The following is a 24,392-nucleotide window of genomic DNA, read 5'->3' as shown; positions in this document are numbered from 1 at the left end:
TTTTAGGTATCGGTAGTCCCCATTTATGAATTGTATGTAGACCTTGTGGTAAAATATGCGTCCTTATGAGCATTCCAAACCACATTCTCGAACAATTAAATAGCCAAGCTGACTTAATCAGTATTATTGGGCGTCACACGACGCTTAAACGTGCTGGAAGTGAGTTTAAGGGCTGCTGCCCTTTTCATGGTGAAAAATCGCCTTCTTTTTATGTCAATCCACAAAAAAACATTTACCACTGCTTTGGCTGTAGTGTCGGCGGCAATGCCATCAGTTTTTTACGTGATTATGAGAACCTCACTTTTATTGAAGCGGTCAATGAACTGTCAAAACAAACCGGTATTGAAGTCCCAAAAGAAGAACAGCAAAACGTCAGTTATCAGCGCACAAAAAAACAACCTGCTATAAAACCTACCACGCGTGCGCCGGCTGAAACCGTTAAATTTCAGCCAACTGCCGATGAGCAATTACCATCAAGCATAGCGCCTGATTATCAGCAGAAAAATTATGCAGATCAGCCTACTTATAATGACAGCAATAGCCATGACACCAGTTATGACAATAGCTATGAAGACAGCTACGACGGTTATCCATCGTTAGACGCTTACGATTCAGCGCCTTACCCGACGGATTCTTATCCCACCGATTATCAAGACACAGCTGATAATAGTGCTCCACCTGCATGGTTGACCGATACCAATGTTGGTGCAGGCTTACCTAGTGATAATAGTGTCTCTGATAAAGACGGAAACCTATACGATCTGTTAGAGCAAATTCAGCATTTTTATCAGCACAGTCTGACGACCCACCCTCATGCCAAACATTACTTTTTATCGCGTGGTATCACGGAAGACATCTTTGAGACTTTCGGTCTAGGCTATGCGCCATTTGGTTGGCAGCATCTTGAGCATCAGTTTCCGCAGGACATTGAAGGACTCAAAGCTCTAGGTCTGGTTCGCCAATCGGAGTCCGGACGCGATTATGATCTACTACGTGATCGGGTGATTTTTCCAATTCGAGACAATCAAGGCCGCACCATTGGCTTTGGTGGTCGCGCGCTCGATGATGAAGTGAAGCCTAAATACATTAACTCCTCCGACTCGCCCGTTTTTCATAAGCAGCACGTACTGTATGGCTATTATGAATCTCGCCAGCAGCGCGCAGACAGCTGGTTAGTGGTCGAAGGTTATATGGATGTGATTGCCCTTTACCAAGCCGGTATCTATGGCGCAATTGCTTCTATGGGTACAGCGATTAATGAGAGCCAAATATCACGGCTATTAACCCTCAACCCAACCCTCACATTGAGTTTTGATGGTGATAGTGCTGGACAAAAAGCCGCTTGGCGCACGCTAGAAGTTGCTCTGCCTGTACTGGCTGATGATAAAGAGCTGCGGTTTTTGACCTTACCGAATAATCATGACCCTGATACTTTTATCAAAAGTCAGGGCGGTGACGCCATGCGGGAGCAAATCAAAAATGCCATGCCGCTGTCACAGTATATTTTTGCCTACTTAAGCGAACGTTACGATTTGACCTTGGTAGAAGGCAAAGCCAAGCTGATGTCACAGGTACGCTCACTAACCATGGCGCTTCCCAAAGGCAGTAGCTTTCGTTACCTGCTGAATAATGACATTTATCAAAAGCTTGGTGGTAAACGCAGTCAAAACATCGAAGCGAAAGACGCCCTGCTAGATTTTGATGGTGACATGACCATCAGCCAGCAGTTGCAGCTGTGCTTTTTATTCCAACCGCGCGCCTTACTCGAAGACCCTATTGAATCGATTTGGCAACAAGCAGGTATCAGTGACTTACAGCTGCCTGCGCATATCAAACAGAAAGCTGCGAGCGATACCCTTCGTCCACTTGCTTGGGAAGACCTGCAAGATACCGACCTGTTGGATATTGTCAGTACGATCAAGCGTTGCCTAACATATCTACCAACAGATGCTAACGCAGCAGCACACTTTATATTATCTAACGTACAGCCGATGACTCAAGAGACACTCAGCCGTAGTTGGGGTGGGTTTTATAAAACGTTAACGGCAAGAAATATTTTAAGCCTCGATGAATTGGTCGAAAATTTAGTCATGCAATTGCTTAAGTTACATTTGCAAAAAAAGATGCAAGAGCTGATCAAAAACCCTGACCACATTAAGCTAGCGATAGTTCGTAAGCAGTCACAGTTATTAAATGATTGGCTACGTGCACAGCAAGCCGAACAATCAGCGCAGATGGTCACGGTTCAGTCTTAATATTTGGTGTTATTTATGTTTTATAAAATGCCAGCCCTTTAAAAGTATGATGATTGACCCCACTAATAATGATTATGGTCAGTCGCTCAGACCGTTTCTTTATCGTTAAGCAGATAGTAAAAAATGGTAGCGAGCATTCACTACCTCGTGCTTGATTACACTGGTCTGTGTTAAACTGTGTCGCTAACTATTTATGGCATGGCTTACGAAATAATGATAAGCATGCATCGTTAAGCACGAATTTTAAGTATTATTTTTAGCAATTATTATTTTTGATATATTTTTAACAGTTTTTTAGTGGTTTTTTAGCCCTGTTATTGTAGTGTTTTGAGCCTTTATTCATATCCACTCATTTTTGATATTATTGACAACCTCTACGCCACATTTTGATCAATCGATTGATAAGATCAACGCACCCAGCCAGCGATAGCGCGTCACAATATAAAAATGTCCGATGCAAGTAAGCGAGTATTTATGAACGATAAGTCAGTTTCTAAGTCCACATCTCAACTGGCCACCTTAATCCAAATGGGTAAAGAGCAAGGGTATTTAACCTATGCTGAGGTGAATGACCAACTGCCCGACTCTATTACCGAAAGCGATCAGATCGAAGATATTGTGCAAATGCTGACCGACGTTGGTATTAAAATCTTTGAATCTGCACCTGATGCCGATGACATCTTGATGAACGATGATTCGAGTGATGATGAGTCGGCAGCAGACGAAGCCGCCGCTGTATTAGCCGCAGTTGAAACCGATCCAGGTCGTACCACCGACCCTGTGCGTATGTATATGCGTGAAATGGGTACGGTCGATTTGCTAACCCGTGAGGGCGAGATTGTTATTGCCAAGCGTATCGAAGAAGGTATTCGTGACGTGCAGCATGCCATGTCTTATTGGCCTGGTACAGTACAATTCGTCCTTGATGAATATCAAAAAGTACAAGATGGTGACAAAAAGCTCTCTGATGTTATTACTGGCTTTTTGGATCCTGAAACTGAAGAAGACAAAATAGCCGCACAAGAAGCCAAAGAGGCGGCAAAAGAAGAAAGAGAACGCATCAAAGAAGAAAAAGAAAACCCACCACCAGTCAAGCCAAAAGCCAATGCTAAAGAGGATCTCGATGACGACGACTCTGATGATATTGACGACGCTGAGGAAGAGGAAGAAGAAACTGGCGGTATCGATCCAGAAGAAGTACGCCTACGTCTAGAAGAGATCGAAAATCTATTTATCAAAGCCAAGCAAGCCTTGCTCGATTATGGCCGTGGTAGCGTACAGGCTGACACAGCGTATGCTCTACTTGCTGAGCGCTTTATGATGCTAAAGCTAAACAACCGCTTGTCAGATCAAGTCATGGCTATTATGCATGACGTGTATGACGATGTGCGTAAGCAAGAACGTCAAATCATGCGTTTGGTCATTCGCCGTGGTCGTATGCCGCGTGACGAGTTCCGCAAGACCTTCCCTAGTAACGAAACCAACGTTGATTGGCTCATTGAGCGTATTAAAGGTAAGCCTGCGTTTGCTGGCACTCTAGAAAAAGTCACCGATGACGTGATTTTATTACAGCGCAAAATTCGGGATTACGAGCAGCAGCTCGACATGAAAATCCACGACATGAAAGATGTCGCACGCCGTATGGCTGTTGGTGAAGCAAAAGCTCGCCGCGCTAAGAAAGAAATGGTCGAAGCCAACCTACGTCTGGTTATTTCTATTGCTAAAAAATACACCAACCGTGGTCTACAGTTCTTGGATCTTATCCAAGAAGGTAATATTGGTCTGATGAAAGCCGTCGATAAATTTGAATACCGTCGTGGTTATAAGTTCTCGACCTACGCCACTTGGTGGATTCGTCAGGCGATTACCCGCTCTATCGCGGATCAGGCGCGTACCATCCGTATTCCTGTGCATATGATTGAGACTATCAACAAAATCAACCGTGTCTCACGTCAGCTACTACAAGAAATGGGACGCGAGCCGACGCCTGAGGAATTAGGCGAACGCTTAGAGATGGACGAAGTCAAAGTCCGTAAAGTACTAAAGATCGCTAAAGAGCCTATCTCTATGGAGACACCAATCGGTGACGATGAAGATTCGCATCTAGGTGATTTCATCGAAGATGGTACGATCTCAAGTCCTGTCGATGATGCGACGTCTGCTGGTCTACGTGAAGCTACCCGTGATGTGTTGGGTAACTTGACTGAACGTGAAGCGCGTGTGCTAAAAATGCGTTTCGGTATCGATATGCCAACGGATCATACGCTGGAAGAAGTTGGTAAGCAGTTTGATGTGACGCGTGAGCGTATTCGTCAGATCGAGGCAAAAGCACTACGTAAATTGCGTCATCCTTCACGCTCTGAGCACTTGCGCTCTTTCCTTGAAAATGACTAGATTCTCAAGAAAGTATTGAGCTTAGACAATAGGTCTTAAATATCTATCAAGAAAGCATTAAAAAAGCCGAGTATATCTCGGCTTTTTTGTGCCTGTTAGATACCTCATGATAATGATTATTAAGCGTGACCACCAATTAACACATCAAATAGGCAAATCACCATACCAATAATGATAATCTTCCCAATCATGAGACGTTCATTAAATATAGTCAGTAAAAAGTCATATCGATACATCACGCATTGCTGATATCAATTTTAGACACATCTCAATTTAAACGACACAAACCACACAAAAAAGCCCGTTTAACTCTCTGACTGAGAATTTAAACGAGCTTTTTTTGAATGCAGATAACGTATTAAATGTCGAACGCTAGTGCTCTATCGCCTTCGCTATCTTTGATACGTGTTGGCAAACCAATCTTATTAAGTAGGTTAATAAACGGCTTAGCATCTAGCTCTTCGATATTAACCATCTTGCCAGCGTCCCATTCGCCAGTCGCGACCAGCATCGCGGCGGCGACGGGTGGCACACCTGCGGTATAAGAAATACCTTGGCTACCGACTTCATTATAAGCGTCTTCATGATCTGAGATATTATAAATAAACACCTCAGTATCGATGCCGTTAATGGTGCCTTTGACTTTGTCACCGATGCAAGTCTTGCCCGTATAATTTGGCGCAAGCGAGCTTGGGTCTGGTAGTACTGCTTTGACCACTTTCAACGGAATGACTTCTTGTCCTTCAGCGGTCATTACTGGCTGCTCAGAGAGTAGACCTAAACTTTGTAATACCGTAAATACATTAATATAGTGCTCACCAAAGCCCATCCAAAAGCGGATGTTGGGCACATCCAAGTTAGCAGACAACGAGTGCACTTCATCATGACCACTTAAATAGCTATTTTGCACACCAACGATGGGCAGATCATCAGTACGCTTTACTTCAAACATTTTATTAGATTGCCACTTGCTGTCCTGCCAAGAATAGACCGTGCCAGTAAATTCGCGGAAATTAATCTCAGGGTCAAAATTGGTGGCAAAGTACTTACCATGGCTGCCAGCATTGATATCAATAATATCAATATCAGTCACCGAGCCTTTATCCATCATGTCATAGCCAAGACGCGCGTAAGCATTGACCATGCCGGGATCAAATCCTGCACCCAAAATCGCCGTGATATTGTTGTCCGCACAGCGCTGTTTACGCTGCCATTCATAGTTGTTATACCATGGCGGTGTCTCGCAAATCTTGCGTGGGTCTTCATGAATAGCGGTATCAATATAAGCAACACCTGTCTCAATACAGGCTTCTAGCACTGTCATATTGATAAATGACGAGCCGACATTGATAACGATTTGCACACCAGTATTTTGTATCAACTGTATGAGTGCTGGGCTGTCCATGGCATCAACTTGATGCGTGTGCAAAATAGCTGCTTGTTTAAAACTACCTTTGTCTTTGACACTTTGCGCAATAGCATCACACTTATCTTGAGTACGAGAGGCGATATGAATCTCGCCGAGCACATCATTATGCATCGCACATTTATGCGCGACTACTTGAGCGACACCGCCTGCTCCGATGATGAGTACATCTTTTTTGTTGGGCTTAGCTTGTTGGTTGGTATTCAATGCAACAATCCTCCTTTGTGTCCCTGTCATCGCCTAAGAAATGGCCAGTCAAAACAGAAACGAGTGAATGATATGCGTGAATTAAAAAGGAAGACCGAGGAAAACCCACGCACCCGTCGGGCAAAAATAGCTGGTTTTGCCCGTGGCGATTATAACAATTTTTGCAGGCTTTTCGGCAATAATTAATGGTTAAGATACAATCTGGTTGTGCTCAAGCATCATCGAACGGCGAATACTAAGACAAACTCGCCTTATAATCTTGATAATCAAACTCACGCTGCACATCAATACTGCCATCCAAACGACGAATAACAATCGCTGGCATATTGACGCCATTGAACCAGTTTTTCTTCACCATGGTATAGCCCGCCGCATTACCAAAGGCAATCTTATCGCCTACCTGTAAATGGTTAGGTAAGGCATACTCGCCAAAGATATCACCTGCCAAGCAAGAACGACCATAAATAATAGTGTTGTCTGAAATGTCCACTGTTTTAGCCATATCGGCAGGCACAATATCAATCAACGCTTCGTTAATAGCCGCAATGGGTGCTGACTCACGGTAAATCAACAAATCCAGCATATGCGCTTCGATAGAAGCGTCAACAACGGCTAGGTTTTTTCCGTTGTGCATCGTATCTAAGACCGTCGTGACCAATGATCCAGCACCATGAATGCTCGCCTCACCTGGTTCTAGATAGACTTGCACATCGTATTTTTCACTGAAATCTTTCAATCGCATGGCGAGTTTTTCTAGTGGATAATCAGGCGCGATAAAGTGAATGCCACCGCCCAAACTGACCCACTCAAGCTGTGCTAAAACGTCACCAAACCTGTCTTCGATATCCGTCAAACTGTCACTAAAGGCCTCAAAACTGTCATTTTCACAATTGTTATGAATCATGACTCCAGTGATGTCAGCAAGCACTGCTGCAATCTTATCTTTATCATGCTCACCAAGACGGCTAAAAGGACGCGCAGGGTCAGCGATGATAAACGATGAGTTGCTAGTCTTTGGGTTTAAACGTAGCCCAACTGGAATATTTTTTGCGCCAGCTTGGTCTTTGAACGCATTAAGCTGCGAGATAGAGTTAAAGATAATCTTATCGGCATAGCTCAATACTTCATCGATTTCATCAGCGCTATAGGCAACGCTATAAGCATGCGTTTCTTTTTTATCTTTACCATTCCCTTCATCATTCTTATCAGCGCTATTATTGCCAAAGGTCTCATAGCCCAAGCGCACTTCATTGAGTGACGACGAAGTAGTGCCATGTAAATAGGGTTGCATGACATCAAACACGCCCCACGTAGCAAAGCATTTGAGCGCCAATAACGCTTTTGCACCAGACAACTCACAAAGTCGCGCAATTATCTGCATATTGGTAACGATTGCTGCTTCATCGAGCAGATAATAAGGCGTTGGTATCGAAGTTGGCATCGAAACTGGTTTGGTGTTTTTTGTTGAGTTCATAAGAGACAACCTAATGGCTTGTATATGCGGTAGTAAAGCTTGTGATAACAATGCTTGTTTGTAGTATGAGCGTTTTTTAGTACTGTGCTTTCTTAGCATTGTGACATCGCTAATTAAGTGCGCTATAGTAGACTAAATCCATCATAATTAGAATATCTTATGTCACTATCAACCGATTATTCCAGCGCTGCCAGCCAAACCAACTTATCCAAACTTGAATCCAGAAATATTGATTTGACCCATCTCGACCCTAATGCACGTGCAGTGTTGGATTTTTGGTTTGATAAAAATAATGAGCAGCATTGGTTTGCAAAAAATGATGATTTTGATCAGCGTATTCACGATAAGTTTGGCAAAATCTGGCAGGCAGCAAAACACGGTGAATGTGCGCCTTGGCGATGGTCTGAAAATCACAATGATGTGAATAGCTCAATGACTAATTTGGCAGGACGTCTGGCAGAAATTATCGTCTTAGATCAGTTTTCACGCAATCTATGCCGCGGGCAAGCGTGCGCTTTTGCCCAAGACAGTATGGCAGTGGTACTAGCACAAGAAGCCATTCAACAGCCGCATTTTGACACGTTACCGATGGAGTGGCGTCGATTTACTATTATACCGTTTATGCATTCTGAATCAGCCGTTATCCATGAGCGCTATTTGACGTTGTTTGAGCAACTAAATGACGCGACTACTTTAGACTTTGAACATCGTCATAAAGATGTTATCGATCAGTTCGGTCGTTATCCGCATCGTAATGAAACGCTAGGTAGAGAAACAACTAGTGACGAAAAAATATTTTTAAAACAGCCAAATTCTTCGTTTTAATGCTATTTATTTTTTCATATTAAGGCGTATTAAACACGAATTAATATGAAAAAAATAGTCAGCAAAATCGAATCAGTAATGATGGTCATCGTTAAAAAATGAAAACATCAAAAATATGAAATCATCAATAATTTACAGTACCCGTTTTAAAGGTAAATTGTTTATTTTCTAAGGTTGCATTATCCACTAATACATCAAAACTGACACGATATTCACTATTGCCATGAAGACCACAGTTTTTATTTTTTTTGCTGGCAATGTTGCAGCTTTTTAAATTGTCTGTAATAGGTAAAATAAAAGCTTCGTTTGCTGGTAGCTCATTTACGGTGTTTTTATGAGGATCTTGACCATAATCGAGCAATTCAGTAGGCACATCAATATTACGCTGGACATCATGGAACTTGATATTACTGAGTTCAATCGTTTGAGCTGAAGGCATATTGATATAGATAGGTTGCCCAATAGGGTCATCTCGCAAATCGCGACCCGTTCCTTCGACCGGACTTGGTGTTTCGTTATACAGCGCAGTCACAGTGCCACTGACGCCTTGACAAGGATAAGTGAATATTCCTTCAACCTTTTTATCCTTACTCTTCTCCATCACTGCCGAATGGTTCACCAGCACATAGCCTTGGTTATTAGCCTTGTCTTTTTGATAGGGTTTATAAGTGACCATGCCCGTCCCTGTCAAACTCGAGCCTGGCAACATCAAAGAGCGTAGATGATAAGGCGCTGCTAATAACGACTTAGCCATTGCACCTGCCACTATATCGGAGCCAATTATATTGCCTACAGAGCTATAATAAGCAGATTGAGCAATATTCTCCATCACACCATATTGAACGTTTCTGTAGTTTGCTTGTATTAGCCGATCTGTAAAGCTAAGCCCTTTAAAAAACGGGTTGTTACGACCGGTAACGTCCGCGATATCTTCTATCTGGTTTTCATAATGGGCACTAAAGACAGTCGGCGTACTATTGGCAAACACATACTTAATATACTTGGCATGCTGCGTTGCAATATTAGCAAGCGCGGGGTCAACGGACAAACCACCAAGACCACAACCAGTACGTGCCAAACTAAATGTGTTATTTGCTATTAATGCTGCTTTTGCATCATTGTCACTGACAATATCGTCACTTTGACCACTAGGCTCATCAGTCGCGGTCTCATTTGGAATAGCAGCAGGTGGTGTAGCACTGTTCGACTTACTATCTGAATCCCCGCCACCACCGCCACAAGCCGTTAAAAACATCGTCAAAAATATGACTGCAGTAAGGTTTTTTTGAGAAGTATTAACCATGATCTCTTATCCTATAAAATGGTGAATTTTATATAAATCGGATACGGTGTCAGGCTCACTTAATGTGTTATTAATATTATTCTGTGCCTTCCTTAGCATCCAAAATATTTTAAACTATCTATATGACTTATGATAAAAATCAGCATCACAACCTTAATTATGAATTAGCCAGCTTTTAATATAACTAAATATATATTGTATTACAACAGATATATGCTTTTATACGTTTAAAAAAATCCGTTTACTTATTAATAAGTAAACGGATTTTTTTAAACGTGTAAAATTAAATTATTATGTACGAGCTATTTATAAAATATATTTTTTTCTATTTAACCTCAATTCTCTATCGCTTTTCGTACTGGTGCAAAGCTACGTCTATGCGCTGGCAACACACCATATTTTTCAATCGCTTCTATATGTGCTTTGGTCGGATAGCCTTTATGTTTGGCAATACCATATTCTGGGTACTCAGTATCAAGCATATACATGGCAGTATCACGGCTAACTTTTGCCAATATACTGGCTGCAGCAATGCTGGTATGACGTGCGTCTCCTTTTACCCATGCTTGACAGTCAATTGCAGAGGTTTCTATACCTAACTTGGCCAGCATCACATAGTCTATATCAGGGCAGCGATTACCATCAAACAAAACCTCAAACTGCATCATAGAGGTAGCCATATGTTTGGCAATAATTTCCAACAATACTTCCGTACATAAGCGCATACCGAGCATCGTCGCTTGTAAAATATTGACCTGATCGATGACTGCTGCTGGAATGTCAGCGATGATGAAACCTATGGCATGCTGCTGTACCAACGGATAGAGAATATCGCGTTTTTTTTCGCTCAACTGCTTAGAATCCGTCAATATAGATAAAGGTGTGTCTTTTAACGGTTGCGCCTCAATTAGTCCTGCCCAAGTCATAGGCAGTATTGCCGCCGCAACATTGACGCTGCCTAGAAGTGGGCCACGCCCTGCTTCATCCACACCTATTTGTAGCGTTGAGCGTTCTACATGCTGTTGGGTATTTAAGTGTGGCTCTTTATTTATCCCATATTCAGCGAGCAGCTTAGTCACATTGACTTGCCCATATAAATGGATAGGTTGGGCTAAATCAATGTACTGAGATTTTATATCAATCTGTTGAATTTTTCTGTCAATCGGAATAATAAGATCTTTAACTTCGTTCTGAATGCTCATGATTTTTTGCTGTCTTATTGATTAGGGTATGTCTTCATTTTAAAAATGGTGATAAAAATGAGATAAATTGCCGTCAAACAAGAAAAATAGCGCAGATAATATCGGGATATTAACCAGCTATTTGACGGTGTTTGTGCAAGATTTAGCCCATTTAGATGACTATCGAGTTAATTGAAGACACGCACTAGAGTAGTGAAGATAGATGATGAACAATTATCCCTTACTGCTTATGCTGGTCTTTTCTCGCACAAACCATTGCTCAATTACGCTATCAGCAGGGTAATGATTGCTTTGCTGCTGTAATAGCTGTTTGGTTGCGACAAGCGCTTTCAATTGCTCTGCGTAAGCACGCGGTTGCAAGAGACGCATGACGGTACGACAGATATTATCGCCACTCGCCTGCTCTTGTATCAGCTCAGGTACGATGGCGGTGTCGGCTAGGATATTGGGTAGCGCCACATAAGGAACTTTGACCAGACGCTTGGCGATCTGATAGGTCAGCTGATTTAATTGATACACCACCACCATTGGACGCTCAAGCAGCATCGCCTCTAACGTTGCCGTACCTGACGCCAGCATCACGATATCCGATGCAGCCATGGCCTGCTGACTGAATGCTGGTTGACTGTCATCATAGACCACAACGATCGCGGCACGCAGCTGCTCTGAGCGCTGGTCAATGACATCTTGGACAATATATTGATGATTTTGATCGACCGTCGGAATGATAAAACACAGCTTTGGATCTAACAATATGAGCTTTTGAATGCCATCCAGCATGAGGGGCAAAATAGCCGTTATCTCGCCGCGCCGAGAGCCTGGCATCACACAAATAAGCTGGCTAACGTCATCGAACCGCTCGATAAAAAACTGCTGCAAACCATCGTTGTGCCAGACCAACTCACTGCGCCTCTGATTGATGGGCGTCTCTATCAATGCCTGATCAATAGTACGTAGTAAAGGATGACCCACACATATCGCTGGATGATTATGGCGCTCATATACTGGCAGCTCAAACGGAAATAGGCAGAGCACAAGGTCGGTCGCTGCTTTAATATTATGAATACGTGACTCGCGCCACGCCCAAATAGAAGGGCTCACATACTGTACACAGAAGACGCCTTTTGGTTTTAACTTTTTAGAGACTCGTAGATTAAAATCAGGCGCATCGATACCGATAAACCAGTCAATATTGGCCGTCTTAAATGCGCTCAATAGCTCGCGCCGTGCTTTCAGCAAGTCTGGCAGCTGTGCCATGACTTCCACCAAGCCCATCACTGCTAGACGTTCTAATGGAAAAATACTTTGCAGTCCTTGCGCTTGCATTTTTGTACCACCTACACCTACCCAGACGATATCATCACGCAGGTTGTTCATCTGCTGCATAAAATCTGCACCCAAACTGTCACCAGATACCTCGCCTGCAACGATGGCTATCACCAGCGGTGCAGCATTTATATTAGGTACCTGAAAATCCGTCTCTGTTTGATGAATAAGGTCAGTCTGGTGATGAGACGTAGCAGAATCTGTCATGACAAGCTCTCAATATTAGAAATATACAAATAAAATAAATGAACCGTTATTATAAAATATAACGTAGCAAATCAGCGATAGTGCCTTTTGATCGATACACATTATTAGCCTGCATGGCTTTAAGCTTCTATCGTTAATGTTGCTATCATACGTGACGATGATACAAATAGCTAAATTCACGCATAAAAGCTGAACGTTAAGCCTCCAAAAATCTAACTGACCGTTATTAGGGTCTATTGAACATTCAAATATAGCGTTAAGTGTATACAAGTATAACTAAGTTTTGGTTTGGACATTCCAGTTATCAGTCAATTAACTGCACGACTGCCCTTGTCAACCAGCACTTTTGTCCTCATAATGATTATTCCTATAAATCAGCTAGACGATATATAATCATGACAACTACAGCTACCCATAATGCAGATATTGACGACGTGAATATTGAAAAATTTATTCCCTTGATCACTCCCGATGAGCTAAAAACTGAGCTGCCTTTATCAGAAGAAGCTTACAAAACCGTTTTAAAAGGTCGTAACACTATCCAAGATATTTTGGACGGTAAAGACAAGCGTCTGTTTGTGGTCATTGGCCCCTGCTCGATCCACGATATCAAAGCCGCTCACGAATATGCCGATCGCTTAGCTATATTGGCAAAAGAGATCGAAGACAGCATATTTGTTGTGATGCGCGTGTATTTTGAAAAACCACGTACCACGGTCGGCTGGAAGGGTATGATCAACGACCCTGACATGAATGACAGCTTTGATATCGAAAAGGGTCTGCGTACCGCTCGTAAGTTACTGCTTGATTTGAATGAAAAAGGCTTACCTTGCGCGACTGAAGCATTGGATCCAAACACCCCGCAGTACATGCAAGATTTGATCAGCTGGTCAGCAATTGGCGCTCGTACCACTGAAAGCCAAACGCATCGCGAAATGAGCTCTGGCTTGTCGTGCCCAGTTGGCTTCAAAAACGGTACAGACGGCGGTATGACAGTCGCAGTTAACGCCATGCAAGCGGTTAAAGAAGGCCATAGCTTCTTAGGGCTATCATCAGATGGCAAAGTCTCTATCATCAAATCTAAAGGCAACCCTTACGCTCACGTGGTACTTCGCGGTGGTAATGGCAAGCCCAACTATGATGAGACAGCCGTTGCGCAAGTTGAAAACGAGCTGGCAAAAGGCAAAACCAATAGCAAGATTATGATTGATTCAAGCCATGCCAACTCGGGTAAAGACCCGTACTTGCAGCCGATGGTTATTAATAACGTCGCCGAGCAAATTCAAAATGGCAACAAATCCATTATCGGTATGATGATTGAGAGTCACCTAAAAGGCGGCAGTCAAAAGCTTACTGCTGATTTGAGCCAGCTTGAGTATGGTAAATCTATCACCGATGGTTGCTTAGATTGGGATAGCACAGTCACTGCGTTATACAGTCTACGTGACATGGTAAAAGATGTATTGCCTAACCGTTAATGGCGATTGGCCATAATGAATCATTATTAAGCCACTCAGCAAAAAGCCCGTTTGACATAATTAGTGTCAAACGGGCTTTTTTTATGCTTTAACTTATAAAATCATGTGCTTTTTTAGGGCGTGTCCTCACTTTGAAAACGAGATAAATTGAGGATATGCCCTAAGCTAGCCACCCTACTTATTCGCGGCACCTAGTACGCTCGTTAAGCTTTCAAGCACATGTTTAGAAGACACGGCTTGCTGTAAATCTAACAGCTTATCATGCGCCATCTGACGACGTGGCTCAGCCAAGGTATTCCAGCGTGCCAGCACTTGCAACAAACGCGATGCTAAGACCGGGTTGGCATCATCCAACTTTTTAATCACAGCAATATAGATATCTAAACCCTCTGCCGTCCATAAGACGGTCGGCTGCGAGGTAAAGGCACTGATGACTGAGCGCACACGATTAGGCGTATTCCAATCAAAATCAGTATGAGTGAGCAGCGATTGGATAGCTTCAGTAGTGACCGTATCAGCTGATGCTTGCACGCTAAACCATAAATCGATGACCAAATCATTATTTTGGAAGCGATTATAAAAGTCTGCCAAATAGGCATTTGCATCTGCCAATTGATGATTGACCATCACCTTTAACGCGCCGAAACGCTCTGTCATACAGCTGGCATTATCATACTGCTGCTGTGCCCATTCATTGGCACCATCAACGTTAGCCGTCAATGCCATGTCTAATACCACATTGCGCAAGGCACGGGTGCCACGAGCCTCGGCACTATCTTCATAAGACTGCATGGGCAGCTGTTTATAAAGTGTTGCCCATTGATTTTTTAAAGCATCTGCTAGCTGTTGATATAAGCCTTCGCGCTGTTGTTTAACCAATTCTGGGTCGTAATCTGTATGAATAGCAGATGCCAGCTCTTGCGCGGATGGGATATCGAGCAAACGCGCTGCCAACATTGCATCGTCAGTAGCCAATGTAGGTAATGTCTTGGCGACTGCTTGTAGATAGACGTCAGGACTGCTTTTCGAGCCTCGTCCCTGTAGTAAAATGCGATTTACCAGCATTTGTGTCACTTGCCAGCGGTTAAAACCATTGGTTTCATGCTTAAGCAAAAATGCCAAATCTTCATCTTGATAATCATAATTAAGCTGGACTGGCGCACTGAAATCACGTAGCAGCGATACGACCGGCTCACTAGCCACATTTTCAAAGACAAAGGTTTGCTTTTCTTGATCGAGCAGCAGCATACGCTCGGTAATGATGTCACCAGAATCTTTGTCAAATAACGCGGTCGCTACGGGAATAGGTAAAGGTTTAGGCGCATCAAAACCACTAACATGACGGGTTTGCTGACTTAAAGTAATGGTTAACGTTTGCGTGGTGCTATCGTAATCTTGATGACCAGACACCACTGGTGTACCGGGCTGACGATACCAATCAATAAAGTCTTCAATTTTATCATCAGTAATACTGAGCGCAGACAAGAAGTCCTCAACGGTAACCGCTTGCCCATCGTAACGACGGAAATACTCATCCGTACCTTTACGGAAGTTATCTGCCCCCAAGGTATTGGCAATCATACGGACGATTTCAGCGCCTTTTTCATAGACGGTCGTCGTATAAAAGTTATTAATCTCGACGAAACTTTCAGGGCGTACAGGATGTGCAAGCGGCCCTGCGTCCTCAGCAAACTGATGCGCACGCAAAGTCGCGACATCATCAATACGCTGTACGGCACTTGACTGTTGATCGGCTGAAAAAGATTGATCACGGTAGACGGTAAGGCCTTCCTTCAAGCACAACTGGAACCAATCACGGCATGTGATGCGATTGCCCGTCCAGTTATGAAAGTACTCATGCGCGATGATGGCTTTCACACTAAAGCTACGCGAGTCCGTCGTGGTCTCAGGGCTAGACAACACACAAGCGGTGTTAAAAATATTGAGACCCTTGTTTTCCATCGCGCCCATATTAAACTGACTAACGGCGACAATCATATAGCGGTCTAAATCATAGGCTCGACCATAATTGACCTCATCCCATTTCATAGAATCTTTTAGGGCTTGCATACCGACATCACACTTATCGATATCGGCAGACTTGGCGTATATTTCCAGCAAAACTTCTCGACCTTCGCTGGTAGTATAAGAATCCGTCAATACATCCAAATCAGCGACGACACAGGCAAACAGGTAGCTTGGTTTATTGGTCGGATCGTGCCAGATCGCATAATGACGATCTGGTGCATCGGCCACCTCACCTGCTTCAACTAAGTTCCCATTGGCTAGTAGTGTCGGATAGCGCTTATCCGCCTCAAGACGGGTGGTGAATATCGCGAGCACATCAGGGCGATCTGGATAAAAAGTAATCTTGCGAAAGCCTTCTGGCTCGCATTGAGTCACAAACATGGTGTCGTCGCCGCTACCCGCCATATAAAGTCCTTCGAGGGCGGTATTGGTCTGCGGGCAGATCCGTACTTGAATCTCTAAAACAAGCTCATCAGGTACATTCGCAATCGTCAACGTGCCTGCTTGCTGTTGATAATTCTCAACCGTCAATGGCTTACCATTCATCGTAACGGCGATTAGATCCAACTCCTCACCGAATAATACGAGATCTCCTGCTGCTTGACGTAGCATCTTCAGGGTGCTGTCTACCTGCGCATGATCTTCGAACAGCTTAATATCTAAATCAACCGTTTCCACATCGAAGCTTGGTTTTTTATAATCTTTTAAGTTGATTTTACTTGGTGCATGCGGCGGCACATCTGGCATGTCAGGATTGATAATTTGAGCATCAGTTTCAGCAGTAGACATAGGGATTCCTATTATTATTTATGGTAAAAAGCATGATAAATTACGTTGTAACGGGTAATCAATTAGCACAATTTTTATGATTGTTAGAATGATAGCGACATTTAGGGCCTATCATCAATTAGCACATTGATATATTTAGTGGTCTTAAAATAGATAAATTTTGCCAAACATCGTCAGCAATCTTGTCAATATATTCATATTTATGGCAATTCCTTTCTTGTTTGACTGCAATTTTCCTCAGTTTAAGCCTCACAATCTAAATGATGACACGCCCTAGCTACATTGACCTAAACAGCCAAATTTCAAGAGCCGCCCTTCAGATTATTACGCCTATCATCCAAAACAAAGATCAAAAACGTCAATCATCAATTGGATAGTATCAATGAAAATGATTTAATAGAGGCACTGATCACCAACAATCGATAAACGGCCTATTTTATGACAACGCAACCTACTAGTCGCGCAACCATTACCTTACCACTTTTGATGGATTACATTGATGTACTATTGCCATCGTTAGCAATACAGGTAGGCACACCAGAAACACCTGAGCAAACTGCTATTAGACAGACTAGTGATAGCTCTGATGGTAGCTCCGATGATAGCTCCGAGCTGTTATGGGTTGTGCAAGATAAAGCTGAACGTTTGGCACTACAAACATCCCTAAAAAATCTCGATAATAAAAAAGGGAAAACACATTTATCAACGTTGTCAGAACTCACCCAGCAGCAACTCCCTGAACGTTATGAGCTCGCTTGCTTTTGGCTACCAACCTTATCAGCAGAGCTGCTGCCCCAATATATCCCATTGCTCATGCGCTATCGTGATCTTTATGCCGCGCACCTACTGATTGCACTCGATAGCACCCTAGACTTAAAAGCTTATGGTTTTACACCATTTGATATTTTAAGCGAACCTTCTTTGAAAGACGCTGGTAGCCATGCTATTCATGCCTCTTCGTCAACTGACTCATTACCAACACTATGGCAGTTTAATTTGTACGACTATAAGCAATTACCCAACTGGCTGAACGCTGACTACTGGGCCAATCCTGAAAACTGGGGCAAGCATCGCTGGTAGAAGTCGAAAGGTTATTTGAATACTGTAGAGCCGGTTATGTAATTTATAGATTGTTTACAGTAATACTACTTACATAAAGTAACATTTAGTATATGATAGATGATAATTGCCTAATTTTTATCATTAGCAGTTCAGAACAACAAATTTTATTAAAATTTCAGGAGCTCATCATGTCAATCAGTTTTTCTAAGATCGCTGTCCTCGCTGTACTCTCAAGCGCCGTTGCAATAACCACTGGTTGTGCGACTAAACGTACTACTTCTGAAGTCGTGGTTGCGCCATTAGGCATCCCAGGTGGCCAAGTCGGCTACAACGGTGCCGTGATTGTAGATAATTCAAGCGCGGTTATTACTGGTGCTGAGAATCTGCAAGCGGTTGTTTACTTTGGCTTTGACAGCAGTGAAATCACCTCACAAGCGGCAAGCGTCTTGAACCAACACGCAGGCTTGTTGAGCTCAAACCCAGCCGCTGGTGTTGTTATCGCTGGTCATACCGATGAGCGCGGTAGCCGTGAATACAATATCGCCCTTGGTGAACGTCGTGCCCAAGCAGCACGTAACTACCTTGCTGCTCAAGGTGTTGCTGTTAACAATATCCGTGTCATCAGTTATGGTGAAGAGCGTCCTGCTGCTACCGGCAATACTGAAGACGCCTATGCACAGAATCGCCGTGCTGAATTGTCTTACTAAAACCGGTACAACTGATAACAATCAATAAAGCGTCATTCGCTTTATAAAAGCCCAGTAATATTAATATTGCTGGGCTTTTGAGTTTTTATTGCGCTAAGATAACGGAATCCCTCATTTCCAAGCTTTTTATGCTAAAAATAGCTAACCCATTAATGATTATTAAATATAAACAATGCCAACCTTACCGTTAACTCATATTCAGTACACCCAGCTCGATCCGATGACATGGTGCGCAACCGCACAGGTGAGCGAACCGCTGTATGTAAACACTAAAGCTATATGGGGTAAATCGACACGCTTATCAGTTTCCCATACCTTAGATACGGATTTTCATAAGATACCTCGTATTAACTGGTATTACTATCCCTTGCAAAGCCAGTTATCCGTAAAAGAAGTTGCTCACAACCAACGTCAACGGCAGCGTAAAGGCGTTCGGTTACTGCTAAAAGCCTTACTCAATAAGTTAGAAATCACTGATATCTTAAATGAATCAAGCTTCCCCTATCGACTGGTTGAGAGTCAACATTATGTATGTTTCAGTCATACAGATATGGGTCATCGAAGTGATAGCGGTAAAGATTCTGAGCATAACAATAATATAACCCCAAGCAATTATATCGCAGTAGTCATCAGTCATCATCATGCCGTGGGGATCGATATAGAAACCAATGAGGTTGCATGGCATGTGGCGCAGCGTTTTTATCATCCTCATGAAACTGCTGCATTACAAGCATTACCCAAAAGTGAGCGTAATGCTCTCACTAAACTGCTATGGCAAATAAAAGAAAGTTTTATCAAGGTTTATCAGTATAAGTTGGCACAAGGCTTAGGAATAGATTATTCCTACTTAATACCTAGCCTGATCAACATCATCAATGAAAATACTGCTTTATCTGTCATCAGCGATAATAAGGCTAACTATCATATTGTCGTTTTGCCCTCTCAGCAAACTGTTATTGTTTTTTAAATAATATTTGCAACAATCTCCGCAGATAATACTTCCTCTTTATTTTAAACGAAAAAAAGCGACCCGAAGGTCGCCTTTTTTTACGCTTAATCTAAATACAGTGCTTAGACTGTGATTAGATTAGAAACGGTAAGTTGCACCAAGTTTAACAATTGGGAACCACTCTAACCAATCTTTATCTTCAAGTTCTTGCTCAGCGATATTAGCAACTTCGCTGCCTTTGATGGTTTGAGTAACGCCTTGCTCATCTGTGTAATTTACGTCTGCATCTGGGTTAGTTGAACGAACCTTAGCATCTGTTTTACCCATATATGCTGCACCGATTTCGCCGAATACACCCCAATTGTTGCCGATGTTAGGACGGAAGCCGATAGTACCATAAGGTGCTAGCTTGTTACGATGCTCTAAGCTACCTTCTAAGTTACCAGTTTGAGCAGCATTGTATTGAATACCGTCAAGCTCGAAGAAATCACCATCAGCATTAGCAGTTACGTCGATATCGTTGTCAGGAACGATGATACCAGCACCCATAGTGAACCAGTTAGCTACAGGACGGTATTGAACACCTAGGTACGGGTTGCTGAAATCTGCATCAACTTCATAGTTTACGTCGTCAGCGTCAAAATCACCGCCGAAAAGGTCAGCTACATCACCACCTGCCCAACCGGCTTGTAGTTCAGTTTTGTCATTCATTGCCCAAGCAACGTTAGCGCCATAACCTAGTGTACCAACTTCAGCACTAACAGCGGCTGGATTAACAGCTGTTTGAAAGAAAGTTTTAGTACCACCAACAACTGCACCAGTCGTGTTGCGTACTATGCCAGCATCAGCATTGTATGCATAAGCAGGCTCAGCTTGGTAAGCAACAGCTACAGGCTCAGCTTCGTATACGACGGCATCAGCACTATCAACAACGATAACAGGTTCAGCAGCTAGAGCCGCAGTTGATGCTAAGATAGCAGCAGAGATTGCAGATAATTTAATAAGTTTCATAATTACTCTCCTAAAGTGTGAAATAACTCGCCCGTAAAAAATGATAATTTAGCTTTTTTTAAACCACCATTTTGTTGAGCAGATTAAAACAATTTTGACTCAAAAAGTCACCCCTATTGACGCGCTTTTTATTTGCCATTATGTAAAGATTGCATAGAAATTGTAATAATTACTACACTAACCCGCAAAACTTCATGTTCCTGTTACACAACGCTCTCAAAGTAACTCAAGAGCACAGACATGAATATCAGCTGGCTTAATATTCATGTGATGGTATTACAAAATATGTCATTATGATGAATGAGCCGCTGAACCAACTCAATAGTAGTTAGTTAGCTTATTACTACCATTTGTTGTGATTTGTGAGTTGACGTATCTTTTATTACTTATATAAAAATTCACGCTAACAAATAAAACGATATAAATGATCTCATATAACGAGACTAACGCTTGCCTCAACCGAATATTATGCTAAATTAGTTGTTATGATAGATTTGTTATAGAACGTCAGTAATGTCACTATTTATCTTATTTATGAAAATCTTGTGATGCTGTCTGCTTTATTTCTTTACTCCTACTGAGCCATACATATGCCTAAAGTATCGTCGATTACCCGTGTACTAGAAATCATAGAAGCGGTGTCCTATGCTTCAAAACCGCTTTCTCCACTTGAGCTCTCACAGGAACTAGACATTCCTAAACCGACCATCCATAGATTAATTCAAAACTTAGTTGATGATGGTTTTTTGACCGTTGATATTGGTGGCGGTATTATTCCTGGTAAGCGGGTACGTAATCTGAGTGTTGAGCTCTGGCAACAACGACTGTTCTTTAATGAAAGGCAGATGATCCTGCAAAAGCTGGTTAACGAAATTAAAGAAAGTTGCGGGATTGGTATTCCCTATCATATGGATATGATTTATACCAACCGTGCACAAACGACCTTACCATTGCAGATTTATCTCCCTGTAGGGGCAAAATCACCCATGTGGTGTACAGCGACAGGTAAGCTATATTTGAGCCAGTTGTCTCATACTAGCCGTCATAAAATATTGCAAGGTTTGCCACTAGATAAGTTCACCAAAAACACTATCACCGATATTGATGCATTGAATGCTGAGCTTGATCGTATCGCTGATACTGGTATCGGCATCGACAATGAGGAGTTTATCTCTGAGATGGTGGCAGTCGCTGTGCCTATATTGGACAAGAAGTCACGCTATCTGGCTTCATTATATCTGCACGCACCAACCATACGCGTGTCGCTAGACGAGCTGTTGACCCATGTACCACGACTGCGAAAAGCCGCGCAGGATGTGCAGACGCTAGTATATGACCTACAAAGTTAACAACATTGACAATCAAAACCAAACTCAAAAAAAAGGTCTGCGCTATAATACTAGCGCAGACCTTTTTTTTATCTATAAGTCTTGGTATTTCTAAGACAGCAACGATGCGTCATGACGACCCATGATGCTAGAAAAGTCCCTATCACCATTCTCTACTGTGTGAGCTTCATACAGCTCTGTCGCCTTGGCACCCATTGGTGTCTCAACATTGGTGTCCTGAGCGGTTTGCATCGCAAGATTCAGATCTTTTTGCATCAGCTTACTCATAAAGCCGCCTTTATAACCATTACTGGATGGCACATTTTCCATCACTTGCGGATAAGGGTTATAGACTTCTAGTGTCCAGTTACGACCTGAGCTTTGTAGCATAATATCTGACAGCACCTTAGGGTCTAAGCCGTTTTTGACACCCAAATTGATCGCCTCTGCCGTCCCTGCCATGAGAATACCTAACAGCATGTTATTACAGATTTTTGCGACTTGTCCGGCACCGTGGTCACCTGCATGAAAGATGTTTTTGCCCATAACGGCTAGTATTGGCTCTGCTTTGGCAAACGCATCAGCACTGCCGCCTACGATGAAAGTCAAACTGCCTGCAATAGCGCCGCCCGTACCGCCTGAGACTGGCGCATCTAGGAAGTCGATGCCAAGCTCACTTGCCGCCTCTGCTACCGTCCTTGCATCAGCTGCGGCTATCGTACTGCTATCGATGACCAAGGTGCCTTTTGGTAAATTCGCCAGCAGACCACTATCTCCAAGATAGACAGAATGGACGTGCTTGCCAGCTGGTAACATACTAATGACGACTTGGGCATTGTTTGCAGCATCTTTCGGGCTATCCGCCACGCTAGCACCCGCTTGCTGTAAGCGCTGAGTCGCGTCCTCAGACAAATCATAGACAGATAACGCATAACCTGCTTTTAACAAGTTTTCTGCCATCGGTGCGCCCATATTACCAAGCCCAATAAAGGCGATATTTGGCTTAGTAGTATCGCTACTGGTGGCATTTACATCCTTTGTATTCATCTCATCATTCCTTGATGGTTAAGTATTGATCATACGTGCAGGCATTGCTTGCTACATATAATGCTACATATATAGTTGTATGCTGTTTATTTGAGTTTAATTTATATTTAATATTTATATTGAATTGACACATGCAGTCTTTAACGCACCAGCTGATTGCCTGCTGCCTCATCACCCAACCAATCGCCCAAGGGATGCTCGCCTTTAGAATAAGGGTTCACAAAGTGCTGATGAATGTAATTCTGACCTTCGGTACTGAGACAGTCGGCTAATGAACGCGACCATTGCGGATTGCGATCTTTATCAATCAATAGCGCACGTACGCCTTCTCTAAAGTCAGGATTGGCCGCACAATGTACCGCCACATTGGTTTCTAAATATAGAACCTGCTCTATCGATAAATCTGTGACTTTATGATAAAGCGCATAGGTCAAAGCAACGGTCACTGGGCAACCTTGGCGATAAGTGGTCACTGCTCGCTGCGTCCAGCTATCATCAGCAAAGTTTGCATCTAGATTTGCCAATGCCTCGTCGCTTTGTAGGAGCGCATCAATATCGCCTAGACCGCCGCTATTCATCAACTGCTGGATAGGCTGCCAGTATGTTGCTAGCTTACTCGCAGGCAACTCGGCAACAGGCTGTGCTGCCAGTGCGCGGCTAACGATACTGTAGGCGCTATTGTTATCACATTTATCCGTACTACTAGCTGCAACCTGCCAATCGCTCTGTTTTAAACTTTGTATGACGGCATCATAATCACTACTGGCGACAGCATACTCTGCAAGGTTAGCCAACATTGCGTCGTTACCATTGCACATCGCACCCGTTAGTCCTAAGAACAAACCTGCTTTGGCTGGCATACGCTGTAAAAACCAACTGCCAGAAGCATCGGGGAACAGTCCAATAGTCACTTCTGGCATCGCAAAGCGGGTACGCTCGGTGACCAGACGATGGCTGCAACCTGACATCAATCCCATGCCACCGCCCATAATAATGCCGTCACCCCATAGTATTAGTGGCTTAGTATAAAAGTGCATTTGGCGGTATAGACGATATTCATTGCTGAAAAACTCAGTGGCATAAGGGTTTGGCATTGGCGCAGTTTCCGACATACTGTCATAAAGCTTGCGGATATCCCCGCCAGCACAAAACGCCTTATCGCCTGCTCCTTTTAATAGTATCGCCACTACGTGCTCATCACTTTGCCATTGCTCTAACTGTTGTGATAACAATTGACACATCTCAACACTTAAGGCATTGAGTGATTTTGGGGTATTTAACGTCATGATACCAATGAGATGGCCACACTCTGTCGGCTCAGTATTAAACAATACAGGCGCTGCTTGTTCTGTGTTTTCTGTTGCTGCTGTCATA

At 43.0% G+C, this 24,392-nt stretch carries 17 protein-coding genes; 8 read left to right on the top strand and 9 right to left on the bottom strand.

From position 1 onward, the window contains the following. Positions 1-65 precede the first annotated feature (65 nt). Positions 66-2,255, top strand: coding sequence for a DNA primase (locus ACMFL8_RS05740; RefSeq protein ID WP_413190331.1), 2,190 nt, complete (start codon positions 66-68; stop codon positions 2,253-2,255). A 474-nt stretch (positions 2,256-2,729) separates the two neighbouring features. After that, positions 2,730-4,649, top strand: a complete 1,920-nt coding sequence (gene rpoD / locus ACMFL8_RS05735; RefSeq protein WP_413190330.1) for an RNA polymerase sigma factor RpoD — start codon at positions 2,730-2,732, stop codon at positions 4,647-4,649. A 358-nt stretch (positions 4,650-5,007) separates the two neighbouring features. Here the strand turns inward: rpoD and ACMFL8_RS05730 are convergent, their stop codons facing one another. Both ACMFL8_RS05730 and ACMFL8_RS05725 read right to left on the bottom strand, forming a co-directional pair. Continuing rightward, entirely contained in the window at positions 5,008-6,282 is a 1,275-nt protein-coding gene (locus tag ACMFL8_RS05730) for a saccharopine dehydrogenase NADP-binding domain-containing protein (RefSeq protein ID WP_413190329.1), read from the bottom strand. A gap of 235 nt (positions 6,283-6,517) precedes the next feature. Further along, positions 6,518-7,756 (bottom strand): carboxynorspermidine decarboxylase, encoded by a 1,239-nt coding sequence (locus ACMFL8_RS05725; RefSeq protein WP_413190328.1) that lies wholly within the window; start codon positions 7,754-7,756, stop codon positions 6,518-6,520. A gap of 159 nt (positions 7,757-7,915) precedes the next feature. On the opposite strand from ACMFL8_RS05725, the gene ACMFL8_RS05720 reads away from it, so the two are divergent. Next, positions 7,916-8,581 carry a DUF924 family protein gene (locus ACMFL8_RS05720; protein WP_413190327.1) on the top strand — a complete coding sequence of 222 codons (666 nt, stop codon included), beginning with the start codon at positions 7,916-7,918 and terminating at the stop codon, positions 8,579-8,581. 124 nt (positions 8,582-8,705) lie between these two features. On the opposite strand, the gene ACMFL8_RS05715 is transcribed toward ACMFL8_RS05720, so the two are convergent. The 3 genes from ACMFL8_RS05715 to lpxB all read right to left on the bottom strand — a co-directional run bounded on the left by ACMFL8_RS05715 (position 8,706) and on the right by lpxB (position 12,619). Beyond that, positions 8,706-9,884, bottom strand: coding sequence for a CAP domain-containing protein (locus ACMFL8_RS05715; protein WP_413190326.1), 1,179 nt, complete (start codon positions 9,882-9,884; stop codon positions 8,706-8,708). Between the two features lie 335 nt (positions 9,885-10,219). Continuing rightward, complete coding sequence (locus ACMFL8_RS05710; RefSeq protein WP_413190325.1) at positions 10,220-11,086, bottom strand: ribonuclease HII; 867 nt, start codon at positions 11,084-11,086, stop codon at positions 10,220-10,222. A 213-nt stretch (positions 11,087-11,299) separates the two neighbouring features. Beyond that, complete coding sequence (lpxB, locus tag ACMFL8_RS05705) at positions 11,300-12,619, bottom strand: lipid-A-disaccharide synthase (RefSeq protein WP_413190324.1); 1,320 nt, start codon at positions 12,617-12,619, stop codon at positions 11,300-11,302. Between the two features lie 395 nt (positions 12,620-13,014). Between lpxB and ACMFL8_RS05700 the strand changes: the two genes are divergently transcribed. Continuing rightward, positions 13,015-14,097 (top strand): 3-deoxy-7-phosphoheptulonate synthase, encoded by a 1,083-nt coding sequence (locus tag ACMFL8_RS05700; RefSeq protein ID WP_010201135.1) that lies wholly within the window; start codon positions 13,015-13,017, stop codon positions 14,095-14,097. Between the two features lie 174 nt (positions 14,098-14,271). Here the strand turns inward: ACMFL8_RS05700 and pepN are convergent, their stop codons facing one another. After that, positions 14,272-16,872: an aminopeptidase N gene (gene pepN, locus ACMFL8_RS05695; protein ID WP_413191371.1), complete on the bottom strand. Its 2,601-nt coding sequence runs from the start codon at positions 16,870-16,872 to the stop codon at positions 14,272-14,274. A 480-nt stretch (positions 16,873-17,352) separates the two neighbouring features. Between pepN and ACMFL8_RS05690 the strand changes: the two genes are divergently transcribed. The 3 genes from ACMFL8_RS05690 to ACMFL8_RS05680 all read left to right on the top strand — a co-directional run bounded on the left by ACMFL8_RS05690 (position 17,353) and on the right by ACMFL8_RS05680 (position 19,650). After that, positions 17,353-17,994 carry a DUF6231 family protein gene (locus ACMFL8_RS05690; RefSeq protein ID WP_413190323.1) on the top strand — a complete coding sequence of 214 codons (642 nt, stop codon included), beginning with the start codon at positions 17,353-17,355 and terminating at the stop codon, positions 17,992-17,994. Between the two features lie 170 nt (positions 17,995-18,164). Next, positions 18,165-18,683 carry a peptidoglycan-associated lipoprotein Pal gene (gene pal, locus ACMFL8_RS05685; protein WP_201592843.1) on the top strand — a complete coding sequence of 173 codons (519 nt, stop codon included), beginning with the start codon at positions 18,165-18,167 and terminating at the stop codon, positions 18,681-18,683. A gap of 172 nt (positions 18,684-18,855) precedes the next feature. Beyond that, complete coding sequence (locus tag ACMFL8_RS05680) at positions 18,856-19,650, top strand: 4'-phosphopantetheinyl transferase family protein (RefSeq protein WP_210540659.1); 795 nt, start codon at positions 18,856-18,858, stop codon at positions 19,648-19,650. A 120-nt stretch (positions 19,651-19,770) separates the two neighbouring features. On the opposite strand, the gene ACMFL8_RS05675 is transcribed toward ACMFL8_RS05680, so the two are convergent. Further along, positions 19,771-20,643 carry a hypothetical protein gene (locus tag ACMFL8_RS05675; protein WP_194619913.1) on the bottom strand — a complete coding sequence of 291 codons (873 nt, stop codon included), beginning with the start codon at positions 20,641-20,643 and terminating at the stop codon, positions 19,771-19,773. A 590-nt stretch (positions 20,644-21,233) separates the two neighbouring features. On the opposite strand from ACMFL8_RS05675, the gene ACMFL8_RS05670 reads away from it, so the two are divergent. Beyond that, on the top strand, positions 21,234-21,992 hold the full coding sequence (locus ACMFL8_RS05670) for an IclR family transcriptional regulator (protein WP_194619914.1): 759 nt from the start codon (positions 21,234-21,236) through the stop codon (positions 21,990-21,992). Between the two features lie 90 nt (positions 21,993-22,082). On the opposite strand, the gene mmsB is transcribed toward ACMFL8_RS05670, so the two are convergent. Both mmsB and ACMFL8_RS05660 read right to left on the bottom strand, forming a co-directional pair. Next, positions 22,083-23,018: a 3-hydroxyisobutyrate dehydrogenase gene (mmsB, locus tag ACMFL8_RS05665; protein WP_210540660.1), complete on the bottom strand. Its 936-nt coding sequence runs from the start codon at positions 23,016-23,018 to the stop codon at positions 22,083-22,085. Between the two features lie 140 nt (positions 23,019-23,158). Then, entirely contained in the window at positions 23,159-24,391 is a 1,233-nt protein-coding gene (locus ACMFL8_RS05660) for an enoyl-CoA hydratase/isomerase family protein (protein WP_413190322.1), read from the bottom strand. Between the last annotated feature and the right edge of the window lies 1 nt (position 24,392).

Source organism: Psychrobacter sp. AT9 (assembly GCF_047272965.1).
GTDB lineage: Bacteria > Pseudomonadota > Gammaproteobacteria > Pseudomonadales > Moraxellaceae > Psychrobacter > Psychrobacter glaciei.
This window is presented reverse-complemented; position numbering and strand designations above follow the sequence as displayed.